At 70.6% G+C, this 12,796-nt stretch carries 16 protein-coding genes; 6 read left to right on the top strand and 10 right to left on the bottom strand.

Annotated elements, in window-relative coordinates; translation table 11 throughout:
- The first annotated feature begins 52 nt into the window (after positions 1-52).
- A complete protein-coding gene (locus tag ACZ7OH_RS08840; RefSeq protein ID WP_470280341.1) occupies positions 53-1,441 on the top strand; it encodes a hypothetical protein in 1,389 nt (462 codons plus the stop codon).
- Here ACZ7OH_RS08840 and ACZ7OH_RS08835 read toward each other — a convergent pair.
- The 6 genes from ACZ7OH_RS08835 to ACZ7OH_RS08810 all read right to left on the bottom strand — a co-directional run bounded on the left by ACZ7OH_RS08835 (position 1,438) and on the right by ACZ7OH_RS08810 (position 6,514).
- Positions 1,438-1,656 (bottom strand): acyl-CoA carboxylase subunit epsilon, encoded by a 219-nt coding sequence (locus tag ACZ7OH_RS08835; RefSeq protein ID WP_400900300.1) that lies wholly within the window; start codon positions 1,654-1,656, stop codon positions 1,438-1,440. The two genes, ACZ7OH_RS08840 and ACZ7OH_RS08835, sit on opposite strands and share 4 nt — an antisense overlap.
- On the bottom strand, positions 1,653-3,290 hold the full coding sequence (locus ACZ7OH_RS08830) for an acyl-CoA carboxylase subunit beta (protein ID WP_470280340.1): 1,638 nt from the start codon (positions 3,288-3,290) through the stop codon (positions 1,653-1,655). Before ACZ7OH_RS08830 ends, ACZ7OH_RS08835 begins: the two co-directional genes overlap by 4 nt.
- Positions 3,291-3,489: 199 nt before the next feature.
- Positions 3,490-4,140 carry a response regulator gene (locus tag ACZ7OH_RS08825; protein ID WP_470280339.1) on the bottom strand — a complete coding sequence of 217 codons (651 nt, stop codon included), beginning with the start codon at positions 4,138-4,140 and terminating at the stop codon, positions 3,490-3,492.
- Positions 4,137-5,240, bottom strand: a complete 1,104-nt coding sequence (locus ACZ7OH_RS08820; protein ID WP_470280338.1) for a sensor histidine kinase — start codon at positions 5,238-5,240, stop codon at positions 4,137-4,139. The genes ACZ7OH_RS08825 and ACZ7OH_RS08820 overlap by 4 nt, the downstream gene beginning before the upstream one ends.
- A 34-nt stretch (positions 5,241-5,274) precedes the next feature.
- Positions 5,275-6,066 (bottom strand): SRPBCC family protein, encoded by a 792-nt coding sequence (locus tag ACZ7OH_RS08815; protein ID WP_470280337.1) that lies wholly within the window; start codon positions 6,064-6,066, stop codon positions 5,275-5,277.
- A gap of 31 nt (positions 6,067-6,097) precedes the next feature.
- Complete coding sequence (locus ACZ7OH_RS08810; protein WP_470280336.1) at positions 6,098-6,514, bottom strand: MarR family winged helix-turn-helix transcriptional regulator; 417 nt, start codon at positions 6,512-6,514, stop codon at positions 6,098-6,100.
- Between the two features lie 78 nt (positions 6,515-6,592).
- Between ACZ7OH_RS08810 and ACZ7OH_RS08805 the strand changes: the two genes are divergently transcribed.
- Complete coding sequence (locus ACZ7OH_RS08805; protein WP_470280335.1) at positions 6,593-7,153, top strand: flavodoxin family protein; 561 nt, start codon at positions 6,593-6,595, stop codon at positions 7,151-7,153.
- On the opposite strand, the gene ACZ7OH_RS08800 is transcribed toward ACZ7OH_RS08805, so the two are convergent.
- Positions 7,143-7,406 carry a hypothetical protein gene (locus ACZ7OH_RS08800; protein ID WP_470280334.1) on the bottom strand — a complete coding sequence of 88 codons (264 nt, stop codon included), beginning with the start codon at positions 7,404-7,406 and terminating at the stop codon, positions 7,143-7,145. The two genes, ACZ7OH_RS08805 and ACZ7OH_RS08800, sit on opposite strands and share 11 nt — an antisense overlap.
- A 26-nt stretch (positions 7,407-7,432) precedes the next feature.
- On the opposite strand from ACZ7OH_RS08800, the gene ACZ7OH_RS08795 reads away from it, so the two are divergent.
- Entirely contained in the window at positions 7,433-7,741 is a 309-nt protein-coding gene (locus tag ACZ7OH_RS08795) for a hypothetical protein (protein ID WP_470280333.1), read from the top strand.
- Positions 7,742-7,789: 48 nt separating this feature from the next.
- Here ACZ7OH_RS08795 and ACZ7OH_RS08790 read toward each other — a convergent pair whose 3' ends face one another.
- Positions 7,790-8,155: a winged helix-turn-helix transcriptional regulator gene (locus tag ACZ7OH_RS08790; protein WP_470280332.1), complete on the bottom strand. Its 366-nt coding sequence runs from the start codon at positions 8,153-8,155 to the stop codon at positions 7,790-7,792.
- Positions 8,156-8,237: 82 nt separating this feature from the next.
- Between ACZ7OH_RS08790 and ACZ7OH_RS08785 the strand changes: the two genes are divergently transcribed.
- Together ACZ7OH_RS08785 and ACZ7OH_RS08780 are read left to right on the top strand one after the other, a co-directional pair.
- Positions 8,238-9,089: an NAD(P)-dependent oxidoreductase gene (locus ACZ7OH_RS08785; protein ID WP_470280331.1), complete on the top strand. Its 852-nt coding sequence runs from the start codon at positions 8,238-8,240 to the stop codon at positions 9,087-9,089.
- A complete protein-coding gene (locus ACZ7OH_RS08780; protein WP_470280330.1) occupies positions 9,086-9,826 on the top strand; it encodes an SDR family oxidoreductase in 741 nt (246 codons plus the stop codon). The genes ACZ7OH_RS08785 and ACZ7OH_RS08780 overlap by 4 nt, the downstream gene beginning before the upstream one ends.
- A 14-nt stretch (positions 9,827-9,840) precedes the next feature.
- Here the strand turns inward: ACZ7OH_RS08780 and ACZ7OH_RS08775 are convergent, their stop codons facing one another.
- Entirely contained in the window at positions 9,841-10,608 is a 768-nt protein-coding gene (locus ACZ7OH_RS08775) for an NAD(P)H-dependent oxidoreductase (protein WP_470280329.1), read from the bottom strand.
- Positions 10,609-10,679: 71 nt separating this feature from the next.
- Here ACZ7OH_RS08775 and ACZ7OH_RS08770 point away from each other — a divergent pair, with 71 nt between their 5' ends.
- Positions 10,680-11,678: a GlxA family transcriptional regulator gene (locus ACZ7OH_RS08770; RefSeq protein ID WP_470280328.1), complete on the top strand. Its 999-nt coding sequence runs from the start codon at positions 10,680-10,682 to the stop codon at positions 11,676-11,678.
- 40 nt (positions 11,679-11,718) lie between these two features.
- On the opposite strand, the gene ACZ7OH_RS08765 is transcribed toward ACZ7OH_RS08770, so the two are convergent.
- Complete coding sequence (locus ACZ7OH_RS08765) at positions 11,719-12,618, bottom strand: LysR family transcriptional regulator (RefSeq protein ID WP_470280327.1); 900 nt, start codon at positions 12,616-12,618, stop codon at positions 11,719-11,721.
- Positions 12,619-12,796: the final 178 nt, after the last annotated feature.

Raw genomic sequence — 12,796 nt, 5'->3', positions numbered from 1 at the left:
CGCGGCCGGGTGACAGTAGGAGCGCCAGGTTCCCCTGCCGTCGAGGAGCACCATGAAGCGCCTCATCCCCTTCGCTGTCGCCGCCGTCGCCGCGGGATTGCTCGCCGTCCCGGCGCACGCCGCGACCGTCCACCGTGTCCTCTTCGACAACACGAAGGCCGAGACTGCGGGCAACGCCGACTGGATCGTCAGCACGTCCCAGCCCGACCCGACGGCGCAGAACTCCGCGCCGCAGAAGGAAACCGACTGGACCGGCGCGCTCTCGGCGTGGGGTGTCGCGCTGCAGAAGACCGGGCAGTACAGCCTGAAGACGCTGCCCGCCGGCAACACCATCACCTACGGCACCGGCGGCGCGCTCGACCTCCAGAACTTCGACGAATTCGTGCTGCCCGAGCCGAACGTCGTGCTGAGCGCGTCCGAAAAGACCGCGGTGATGAAGTTCGTCCAGAACGGCGGCGGGCTCTTCCTGATCTCGGACCACACCGGCAGCGACCGCAACAACGACGGCTGGGACTCCCCGAAGATCATCAACGACCTGATGACGAACAACGGCGTCGACAACACGGATCCGTTCGGGTTATCGGTCGACCTGAAGAACATCTCCAGCGACCACCCGGTGGCCATCAGCGACTCGGCGAACCCCGTGCTCAACGGCGCTTTCGGCACGGTCAAGCACAGCCTGATCGCCAACGGCACGACGTTCACCCTCAATCCGGCGGACAATCCCGCGGTGAAGGGCCTCGTGTACCTGAGCACGGCGTCACCGGGGAACTCGAACGCCTTCTTCGTGACCAGCACGTTCGGCTCCGGCCGCGTCGCGATCTGGGGTGACAGCTCGACCATCGACGACGGCACCGGCCAGTCCGGCAACACGCTCTACAACGGCTGGACCGACCCGACGGCCGACAACGCGGCGCTCGGCCTGAACGCGACAGCGTGGCTCGCGGGCAGCGGCACCACCACGCCGCCCCCGCCGCCGGGCGGCTGCACGGCCGGGCAGCTCCTCGCCAACCCCGGCTTCGAGTCGGGCGCGACGGCCTGGACGGCTTCGGCCAGCGTGATCGGCCAGCACGGCACCAGCGAGCCCGCCCGCACCGGGACGTGGAGCGCCTGGCTCGACGGCTACGGCTCGGCGCACACGGACACTGTCAGCCAGACCGTGACGCTGCCGAGCGGGTGTTCGGCGTACACGTTCTCGTTCTGGCTGCACATCGACACGGCCGAGACGGGCACGACCGCGTACGACAAGCTGACGGTGAAGGCGGGCAGCACGACGTTGGCGACGTACAGCAACCTCAACGCGGCCAGCGGCTATCAGCAGCGAAGCTTCTCGTTGTCCGCGTACGCGGGCCAGTCCGTGACGCTCAGCTTCAGCGGCGTAGAGGGCTCACAGCTGCAGACGTCCTTCGTCGTCGACGACACCGCCGTCACCGTGAGCTAGCTGGGGAAGCCCGAAGCACGCCAAGCACCTTCGCCGGGGTGGAGCGGTCTACGCAGCGAAGCAGCGTGATCGCCCCACCACGACGTACGCGGCTTCGGCTTCTTCGCGGGCGGAGCCGCCGACGCCGCGGCGACGACCGCCGTCAGCGCCGCCAGTTCGGCGTCGCTCGGGTTCCCGCGGACCACCCGCAGCAGGGGCTTCCGGTCGTCGCTCACAGCGGGATGTTCCCGTGCTTCTTGGGCGGCAGCGACTCGCGCTTGTTGCGCAGCAGCGACAACGCGCGCGCGACGTGCCCGCGGGTGTGCGCCGGCACGATCACCGAGTCGACGTAGCCGCGCTCGGCCGCCGCGTACGGGTTCAAGAGCGTGTCTTCGTACTCCTGGATCAGCTCGGCGCGCAGCGCGTCGACGTCCTTGCCCTCGTTCGCCGCGTTGGCGAGCGTCTTGCGGTGGACGATGTTCGCCGCGCCCTGGGCGCCCATCACCGCGACCTGCGCGGTCGGCCAGGCGAGGTTGATGTCGGCGCCGAGGTGCTTGGAGCCCATGACGTCGTACGCGCCGCCGTACGCCTTGCGCGTGATGATCGTGACCAGCGGGACGGTCGCCTCCGCGTAGGCGTAGATCAGCTTCGCGCCGCGGCGGATGATGCCGTTCCACTCCTGGTCGGTGCCCGGGAGGAAGCCCGGGACGTCGACGAAGGTGAGCACCGGGATGTTGAACGCGTCGCAGGTGCGGACGAACCGCGCGGCCTTCTCGGAGGCGTCGATGTCGAGGCAGCCGGCGAACTGCGTCGGCTGGTTGGCGACGACGCCGACGCTCTGGCCGTCGACGCGGCCGAAGCCGACGATGATGTTCGGCGCGAACAGCTCGTGGACCTCGAGGAAGTCGCCGTCGTCGACCACGCGGTTGATGACCTCGTGCATGTCGTACGGCGTGTTCGGCGAGTCCGGGATGAGCGTGTCGAGCTCGCGGTCCGAGTCGGTCACGTCGTCGAAGAAACCGGCGGGCGCGTCCGACGGCTCGAAGACCGGGGCGTCCGACAGGTTGTTCTGCGGCAGGTAGGAGAGCAGTTCCTTGACGTAGGCGATGGCGTCTTCGTCGTCGGAACCGAGGTAGTGCGCGACGCCGGACTTCGTGTTGTGGGTCCGGCCGCCGCCGAGCTCCTCGAAGGTGACGTCCTCGCCGGTGACCGTCTTGACGACGTCCGGGCCGGTGATGAACATCTGCGAGGTCTCGTCGACCATCACGATGAAGTCGGTCAGCGCAGGGGAGTAGACGTGCCCGCCGGCGTTGGCGCCCATGATCAGCGAGATCTGCGGGATGACGCCGGAGGCCTGCACGTTGCGGCGGAAGATCTCGCCGTAGAGGCCGAGCGAGACGACGCCTTCCTGGATGCGCGCGCCGCCGCCCTCGTTGATGCCGATGATCGGGCGGCCGGTCTTGATGGCCAGGTCCATGACCTTGACGATCTTCTCGCCGTAGACCTCGCCGAGGCTGCCGCCGAAGACGGTGACGTCCTGGCTGAAGACGCAGACCGGGCGGCCGTCGACGGTGCCGTAGCCGGTGACGACGCCGTCGCCGTAGGGCCGGTTCTTCTCCTGGCCGAAGTTGGTCGAGCGGTGCCGGGCCAGCTCGTCGAGCTCGACGAACGAGTTCTCGTCGAGCAGCAGCTCGATGCGTTCCCGCGCGGTTTTCTTGCCCTTGGCGTGCTGCTTCTCCACCGCGCGGGCCGAGCCCGCGTGCACCGCCTCGTCGTAGCGGCGGTACAGGTCGGCCAGCTTGCCGGCCGTGGTGTGGATGTCCGGTTCATCCTCGGGCGGCGTCCCGAGCGGCTCCGTCGCACTGCTCATTCCCGGGAGCTTAGCTACTTGCCGGTCACTTCGCGTGTGGCGTAGACAACGTCCATGGAGATCCGGACGCCGAGTCGATGGGTTTCGTGCTCGACGGCGGGTGCTGGGGTCACGTCGGAAAGTTCGCCGACGACGGTGGGCCGGGTGCGTCGCCGGGGTCGTCGGCTTCGGTGCGACGCGTCACTCCGCTTCGCGCCCTTCACGCGGGCGATGTAGGACGCACCAAGCCGGACTCGTAGGCCGCGATCACCAGCTGAGCCCGATCTCGCGCCGCCAGTTTGTGCAGCAGCCGACCGATGTGCGTCTTCACCGTCGCGATCCCCACGTGCAGCCGCGCCGCGATCTCGTCGTTCGACAACCCGCGGGCGATCAACGCCAAGACCTCCTGCTCCCGCGCCGTCACTCCCTCCAACCGCTTCACCGGCCCCGTCGGCAGGCGCGCGAACTCCGCCACCAGCCGCCGCGTCACCGATGGCGCCAACAGCGCCTCTCCCGACGCCACGATCGAGATCGCCGACAGCAGGTCCGCCGGGCGCGTGTCCTTCAGGAGGAACCCGCTCGCGCCCGCCCGCAGCGCCGCGTACACGTACTCGTCCAGGTCGAACGTGGTCAGCATCAGCACCCGGACCTCCGACGAAGCGCAGATCAGGCGGGTCGCCTCGATGCCGTCCATCGAGGGCATGCGGACGTCCATCAGCACGACGTCCGGCTGCTCGCGCCGGGCCAGCGCGACCGCCTCGACGCCGTCCGAGGCCTCGCCGACCACCTCCAAGCCCGGGGCGCTGTCCACCAGCACGCGGAAGCTGCCGCGCAGCAACGCCTGGTCGTCGGCGATCAGGACGCGGGTCATCGGGCCACCGCCGGCTCGTAGGGGAGCCGGGCGAACACGCGGAAGCCGGGCTCGAGCGGGCCCGCGGAGAAGTCGCCGCCGTAGACCGCCACTCGCTCGCGCATCCCGATCAGCCCGTGGCCCGGCGTCGCGACGCCGCCGCGGCCGTCGTCGTGGACCTCGATGCGCACCTCGCCCTCGCCGCCCGTGACGCGGATGCGGCACGTCGTCGCGTCCGCGTGCTTGACCACATTGGTCAGCGCCTCCTGCACGATCCGGTACACCGACTGGCCGATGCCGCCCGGCAGCTCGTCGAGACCCTCGATGGCGAGATCGACCGATGGGCCCGCCAGCTCCGCGCGTTCGGCGAGCGCGCGCAGGTCGTCGAGCGTCGGGGCGGGCGCCAGCGCCGGGACACCCGTGCCGTCGCGCAGGACACCCAGCATCCGCCGCAGCTCGGCCAGCGTCTCGCGGCTCGTGTCTTCGATGACGCGCAACGCTTCCCGCGCCTCCGCGGGCTGCTCCGAAGCGACGTGGTTGCCGACGGCCGCCTTCACCGCGATCAGGCTCATGCTGTGCGCGACGACGTCGTGCATCTCGCGCGCGATTCGCAACCGTTCCGCCGAAACCGCTTCCCGTGCGTGGTTTTCCCGCTCGGCCGCGGCGTACTCGCGGCGCCCGTGGACCGCGACGCCGAGCGCGAACCCGACGATCAGCGCCGACGCCCCGAAGTTGACGGTGGTGGCGGTGCTCGGGTTCGGCACCACGACCCCGAGCAGGCCGACGCCGAGCAGCCCGGCCACGAACCCGACCCGCGAGGCCCGGCTGCCCCGGTGCACGACGAACGTGAAGAGCGCGCACCCGGCCGACACGACGGCGACCGCGAGCACCGGCCCGCCGATCGGTACGGCCGCCGCGGTCAGCACGAGGGCCAGGACGTAGGCGGGCCGCGGCCACCAGCGCCGCAGCACGATCGGGACGGCGCTCGTCAGCATGATCGTCCAGCCGAGCCAGGCGGGGAGCCACAGCGGCAGCGACCACGCCCCGGCCGCGAGGTTCCCGCCGGCCCCCACCGTGAGCACCAGGACCGCGAGCGCGTCCAGCACCACGCGAATTCGCATGGGACGAACGTAATGCGGACGCCCGCGCCGCGCGTCAACCCTGAGTCGGACGCTCCGCGTAATGCTTCTTCACGGCCTCGACGTGCTCGGACGTCCAGTCCGGCAGGTCGACGCCGTGCGTCGCGGCGAACAGCTTGTCGAGCTGTTCGTGCCGCCGGGCGAGCTGAGCAGGCACGTCCGCTTCGGCCGCTTCGGTGAACTCGACGCGGGTGCCTTCCAGCGGCTCCTGGACCACGTGCCAGCCGGGCTCGTCGGGCAGGAGCGCCCGGACCTCGTCCACCGGCTTCCACACGAGGTCGCGGCGGAAGCGGATCGTGCCGTCGGCGAGCACTTCGCCGTAGCCCAGGCCGAATTCGTCCACATAGGACGCCATCCGGGCGTGCCAGTCCTTCGGCTGCTCGGCGTCGCGGCCGGACAGCCGCGCGTCGAGGGCGTCGAGGCAGACGTCCCAGCCGGCGGCGGTGCGGCCCGCGGCCAGCTTCGCGATCGCCGGTTCGCCGCGGCCGAAGGTGTGCGTGAACTCCAGGAGGCTGCCGTCGCCGTCCGGGGTGATCAGCCAGCGCAGGGTGTCGTCGTTCCAGACGAAGGTGAACTCGCGCGGCGGGTCGGCGGTGACGACGTGCCCGGTCGTCGGCTGGTCCTCGCCGGGGAAGGTGAACCGGATGGCGCCGCCGTCACGCAGTTCGACGTCGACCTTCGCCGGGAACCAGTGCTCGAGCTCGGCCGGGTCCGTGATGGCGCGCCAAACCTGCTCGGGCGCGTGCTTCAGCCGGCGTTCCAGCCGGAGGGCGGGGCGGTCCTCGTCGGTCAGCAGTTTCGCGGGCATGCCTGTATATAACCACCGAGGCATATACGGGTCAAGCGCCGCGGACGGCGGCGACCGCGGCGGTGAGCTCCGGGTCGCTCGCGGCCTTGTCCAGTGAAGTCCGCAGCACCGCGCAGTACGTCGGCTCGGATTCGGCGTAGCGCTTGCGGCCGGCGTCGGTGATCACCGAGTAGACGCCGCGGCGGTCGTCTTCGCACAGGTCGCGGATGGTCAGGCCGGCGTCTTCGAGGCGCGCGCACATCCGGCTGACCGAGCTCTGGTTGAGCCCGATCGCCTCGGCGAGCTCCTGCATCCGCAGGCCGCCGCGCGGGCCCGCGACCAGCTTGCCGAGTGCGCGGTACTCGGACAGGCCGAGCCCGTGTCGCCGTTGCAGCGCCTTGCCCAGCTCCTGCTCGACCCGGGCGTGCAGCACGAGCATGCGTCCCCAGGACTGTTCGTCGACGGTCATTTCCCGCCCTCCTCTTGACGTCAGGATAGTCCATGGGCAGTCTTTATATGTACATGCAAGTAACTGAGGGGATCGACGATGACGCGGAACTTCCTCTTCCTGGTCGGCGCGGCGCGGGCCGGCGGGAACACCGAGATGCTGGCCCGGCGGGCGGCGAAGGAGCTGCCTTGCGACGTCGAGCAGCGGTGGCTCCGGCTGCCCGAGCTGCCGCTGCCGCCGTTCGAGGACCGCCGCCACGGCGCCGGTTCGCACCCGGAGCCCGGCGCGAACGAGCAGCTGCTGATGGACGCGACCTTCGCGGCGACCGACATCGTGATCGTGTCGCCGGTGTACTGGTACTCGGTCGCGGCGAGCGTGAAGCTGTACCTGGACTACTGGTCCGGCTGGATGCGGCTGCCGGTCGAGTTCAAGCCGAAGATGCGCGGCAAGACGCTGTGGGGCGTGAGCGTCCTGAGCGAAACGGCGCGCGAGGCCCAGCCGCTGATCGGCACGCTGGAGCTGTGCGCGGAGTACCTGGCCATGAACTGGGGCGGAGTGCTCCTGGGCAACGGAAGCCGTCCGGGCGACGTGCTCCTGGACGCCGACGCGATGTCGGCGGCCTCGACGTTCTTCGCCGGCGCGGACCTGGTCACCGCGTAAGGAAGTCCTTCGCGATCAGGCGCAGGTCGGCGCCCGAGGGGGCGCGGTCCGGGTCGATCAGCCACTGGTGCACCACGCCCGACAGCAGGGCCTGGTGCACCGTGCCGACGGCCCGGGCCTCGTCGCTCCCGTGGTCGAGGCCCGGGAAGAGGTTCGCCAGGCCGACGCGGGCCAGCTCCAGCGCGTTCGCCCGGCTGGTGACGCGCCCGCGGGCGTCTCGACCTGCAGTACCTTGGCGAGCGTTTCGCCCCACTCTTCGTTCGCCTCGATCAGCGCGGTGTGGAGCAGGGCTTCCCGCGCGACCTGGTCGTCGGCGCCGACGGGCTGCACTCGGCCGTGCGCTCGCTGGTCTTCGGCGACGAGTCCTGGTACCGCCGCGACCTCGGCTACTGCGTCTCGATCGGCACGGTGCCGAACCACCTCGGCCTCGACCACAAGGTCGGCGTCTACAGCGCGCGGGACAACGCCGAGGCCAAGGCCCTGTTCTGGTTCGGCGCCGATTCGCTCGAATACGACCATCGGGCATGGGGACGAGCGTCGCGATCGTCGACGCGTGCCACCTCAACTACAAGCTGCTGCCGTACCTGACGTGGCGCAAGGTGATCGAGGAGCTGCCGCTCAAGGCGGGCAACGCCATCATGCTGAAGGAGTATGTGGGGGCGCCGGTGTGACGCCGCGGCGCTTCGCGATGCCGGGCATGTTCTCCTCGCCCCAGTCGCCCAGGGGCAGCAACGCCGTGTTCAGCCGCTGACCCAGCTCGGTCAGCGAGTACTCGACCTTCGGCGGGATCTCGTGGAACACCTCGCGGTGCACGACTTCGTCCGCCTCCAGCTCCCGCAGCGCCTGGATGAGCATCTTCTCGCTGATCCCGGCCACCTTCCGCTTCAGCTCGCCGAACCGCAGCGGTTCGGCGTGCAGCGCCCAGAGGATCAAGGCCTTCCAGCGGCCGCCGACCACGTCGATTGCCGCGTCCAGTCCGCAGCGGTAGGTTCTCGCCAGCATCCAGGATCCTTACGTTTTGGTGGGTACCTGACTTATTAGTCGGTACTTGTCCATCGTAAAGCGCGTCAGCAGCATGATCGCTATGGGAGAAAGCAAGAAACAGGTGGGCGTGCTCGGCCTGGGGCGGATGGGCGCCGCCCTCGCCGGCGCGTTGCTGGGGGCGGGCCACGACGTCGTGGTGTGGAACCGGTCGCCGCTCAAGGCGGGGCCGCTGCTCGACCGCGGGGCGCGTCTCGCGGCGACGCCCGCCGAGGTGGCTTCGGCGGACGTCGTCCTCAGCTGTCTGTCCACATACGACACTCAACAACCATTACTGGAAGCGGCTTCGCCGAAGGTGCTGATCAATCTGACTTCGGGGACGCCCGCGGAAGCTCGCTCGACCGCCTTGTGGGCATCGTCGGCGGGGATCGAGTACGTGGACGGCGTGATCATGGCCGTCCCGCAGGGTATCGGGACTCCGGCCGCGCGGATCCTCTACGGCGGTTCGCCGACGGCGTTCGACGCGCAGCGGGACGTGCTGTCGGTGCTGGGGGAGCCGGTGTTCCTCGGCGAGGACGCCGGGCTGGCGGCGCTTTACGACCTGGCGCTGCTGGGCATCATGTGGTCGACGATGGCCGGGTACCTGCACGCGCTGGCGCTGGTCGGGACGGAAGGCGTGGCGCCGTCGACGTTCACGCCGATGGCGTTGTCGTGGCTCTCGGCGGTCGGCGGGTTCCTGCCGGGGATCGGTTCGCAGGTGGCGAGCGGGGAGTACTCGACCGAGGTGTCCGCTTTGGACATCAACGCCACCGGGCTGGGGCTGCTGGTGGAGACGAGCCGCGCCCAAGGGATCTCCGCTTCGGTGCCCGCGGCGCTGCGGGAGTTGTTCGACCGCGCGGTGGCCTCGGGTCACGGCGCACACGCGATCGCGAGTGTCATCGAGGAGATCCGGTGAAGTTTGCGGGGAAGAAGGCGGTCGTCACGGGCGGCACGCACGGAATGGGCCTGGCGGTGGTGCGCGCGCTGCTGGACGGCGGCGCGGAGGTCCTGGCGACCGGCCGGGACGTCTCGGGGCTGGACATCCCGGGGGCGCACCTGCTGTCGTCGGACGCGTCGTCGCTGGCCGACATCGACGCACTGGCCGCGGCGACTTCGGACCGGCTCGGGACGGTGGACCTGGTGTTCGTCAACGTCGGGTTCGCGACTCTCACGCCGTACGCGGAGGCGACGCCGGAGATCTACGACCGGACATTCGACGTGAACGCGAAGGGCGCGTACTTCACGGCCCAGCGGCTGGCGGGGTTGGTGCGGCCCGGCGGATCGTTCGTGTTCACGACGTCGGTGGCGGCCGGCGCGGGAATCGCGGGAATGGGCCCGTATTCGGCGGCGAAGGCGGCAGTGAGGTCGTTCGCGCTGACGTACGCGGCCGAGCTGGCGCCGCGCGGGATCCGGGTCAACGTGGTCAGCCCGGGGTACACGGACACCCCGACGATGGGCGTGACGGGGGTGCCCGACCCGGTGCTCGCCGCGTTCAAGAAGACCGGCGACGAGGTGACGCCGTTGAAGCGGCACGCGACGGTCGAGGAAGTGGCGGCGGCGGTGCTGTTCCTGGCGTTCGAGGCAACGTTCACAACGGGCGCGGACCTGCCAGTGGACGGCGGCTTGGGCCAGCGGCTCACGTTGCCGGCGTAGTTCTTGAGGGGCTTTTAGGCGAGGTGGATTGCCAGGCCCGTCGCTCCTCGCGCGTGCTCGGGGCGCAGGACCAGGTCGTCGTCGTAGTCGCCGCCGTTCTGCGGGCGGAACGGGATCGGGTCCGTCGTATCCAGCGTGCTCAGGCGCGTGCGCAGCTGCTCCCGAGCCTCGGCGAACTCGGCGTCCGGCACCCGGTCGGCGCCGAAGACCGCGACCGGCGGCAGCACCGACATCCCCGCGTAGAACAGCGTTCCGTGGTGCAGCGGCCAGAGGACGTCGTTCAGCGCGCCGTTCACCCCGCGCGGGCCCATGGCCGGCTCGCGGGCTCCCGCGGTCAGCACCACCATCGCGCGCTTGCCCGCAAGCCGGCCTTCGCCGTAGCGCAACGTGCGGCCGTCCTCCGCGCGGACGCCGTAGCCGAAGCCCTTCACGAACACCCGGTCGAACCAGCCCTTCAGGATCGCGGGCAGGCCGTACCACCACGACGGGAACTGCACGACGAGCGCGTCCGCCCAGTCGAGTTTCTCCTGCTCGGCCACGATGTCCGGGCTCAGCTCGCCCCGCGCGTGCGCGCGGGCTGACGTCGCCCCGACGATCAGCCGCTCGTCACCGGCCTCGGTGCCGAAGTCGGCCGCGTCGACCACCGGGTTCCACTTCATCGCGTACAGATCCGACTCCCGGACTTCGTGGCCGAGTTCGCGGAGCGTCCGGACGCCGTCGTCACGGAGGGCCCCGCTCAGCGAGCGCGGCTCGGGATGCGCGAAAACCCACAACACGTTCATGGCCTCGATGGTCACTCCGGCCACCCGCTTGATCGAGTGGCCTGATAGCCAACATGTGCAAGAATCGAGCCATGGCCGAATTCGCGCACCCGGACCGTCACCACGTCGCCGTGCTGGTCAGGCACGGCATGCTCGTGATGGAGCTGGGCATCGTCCACCGGCTCTTCGGGCAGGCGCGCTCGGCGTCCGGCGAGCCGCTGTACGAGGTAGTGACCTGCGCGCTCGAACCCGGCCCGGTCCGCACCGACTCGGACTTCACCATCCCGGTCGATCGCGGGCCCGAGGTGCTGGCCGAGGCCGACACCGTGATCGTCCCCGCGTCGCGGGCCGAATACGAACCCCTCGCGCACGTGTTGACCCCGCCGCTGGCGGCCGCACTGGATCGGATCCCGGCGGACGCGCGCATCGCGTCGATCTGCACCGGCGCGTTCGTGCTCGCCGCGGCCGGTCTCCTCGACGGCCGCCGGGCGACCACCCACTGGCGCTCCGCCGATGAGCTGCAGAACCGGTTCCCGGAGGTCGACGTCGACTCGCACGTGCTCTACACCGACGACGGCAACGTCCTGACCTCGGCGGGCGTCGCATCGGGAATCGACCTGGTGCTGCACATGATCCGCCACGACCACGGCGCCGCCGTCGCCAACGAAGTCGCCCGCGGCACGGTCGTCTCCCCGCACCGCGAAGGCGGCCAGGCCCAGTTCGTCCGCCGGCCCGTGCCGGAGCCGCGCACGTCGTCGACGAAGGCGGCGCGCGCGTGGGCGCTGGAGAACCTGCACTGCCCGCTGACGCTGCGCGAGCTCGCCGCCCGCGAGGCGATGAGTACCCGGACATTCACCCGCCGCTTCCGCGAGGAAGTCGGCATCTCGGCACTGCAATGGCTGACGCAGCAACGGATCGAGCGCGCCCGCCAGCTGCTGGAGGAGTCGGACCTGCCGGTCGACCGAGTGGCGACCGAAGCCGGCTTCGGCACGGCGGCGTCGCTGCGCCAGCACTTCCAGGCCGCGCTCGGGGTGTCACCGAGCGCGTACCGCACGACGTTCCGCGGCGAACTGGCGGCGCAGGCGGGCTGAGTCATCGCTGCTCGACGGCGCCGACGGGGTGTCCGCTCGGTCACCCCGCCGGGACGGCACCCGGTCGAGGTACTGCTTCACTGACCTCGACGGCGGTCCGCACGAACCGCGCGATCCGCACGTCCCGCGCACCCGCCGGCCAGGCGAGCGCGAGCGAGTACGGTGTCGCGTCGCCGACCGGCCGGTAGACGACGTCGGCCCGAGGGTGCCACTCCGCGAACGACGCCGGCAGCAGCGCGATCGCCTGTCCGAGCGCGACCGTCTCCAGCAGCTGGGCGCTGTCCCGCACCACCGGCCCCGGCGTGATCGGGCGGCCGGTCACGTCCTGGCCCGACCAGTAGGCCCGGTCCGCGGCCGAGGCGTCCGGCCAGCACGGCGTCGGCCGCCCGGCGAAGTCCGCGCAGCTGAGCGTGGACCGGTCGGCCAGCTCGTGCCGGAAGGACAACGCGGCGACGCGCGGCTCGGTGAAGAGCACCTCGACGTCCAGCTCGCCGTGGTCGCCCGGGCAGCCGACCACGGCCACGTCGGCCCGGCCGTCGCGCAGCACGCTGCCCCGCTCGGGGAACCCGCTGACCCGGATCTCGATCGGCCCCCGGTACCCGTCGGCGATCCGCCGCAGCAGTTCGGTGGCCACGCCGGGTTTCGCGGTGACGACGAGCGCCGGCGGCTGCTGAGCCGCCCGCCGGGTGCGCCGGACGGCGTTCGCGACCGCGTCGAGTGCCTTCGCCGACTCCGCGAACAGGACGTTCCCGGCCGGCGTCAGCTCGACGTGCCGGCTGGTGCGTTCGAAGAGCTGGACGCCCAGCCGCCGCTCCAGCAGCCGGATCGCGCGCGACAGCGGGGGCTGCGCCATCCCGAGCCGCTCGGCGGCGCGGGAGAAGTTCAGCTCTTCGGCGACCGCGCGGAAGTACCGCAGCTCACGGACCTCGACGTCGTCCATATCGCGAGGGTATCGCGGCGGAGCCCATCGGTCTTTCCCTTCTTTCTCGGCGGATGGCGGGGTTGATGTTGAGAACTCCACAAAGGACTTCCCAATGGGGGTTGTCAAGTCACGCAGCCACCGAAATCGGAGGTGAAGCGTGGTAGCCAGCGTCGTCGCGGAGCATGGCCCACAGGAC

It is taken from the genome of Amycolatopsis sp. NPDC114478 (assembly GCF_055633805.1).
This window is presented reverse-complemented; position numbering and strand designations above follow the sequence as displayed.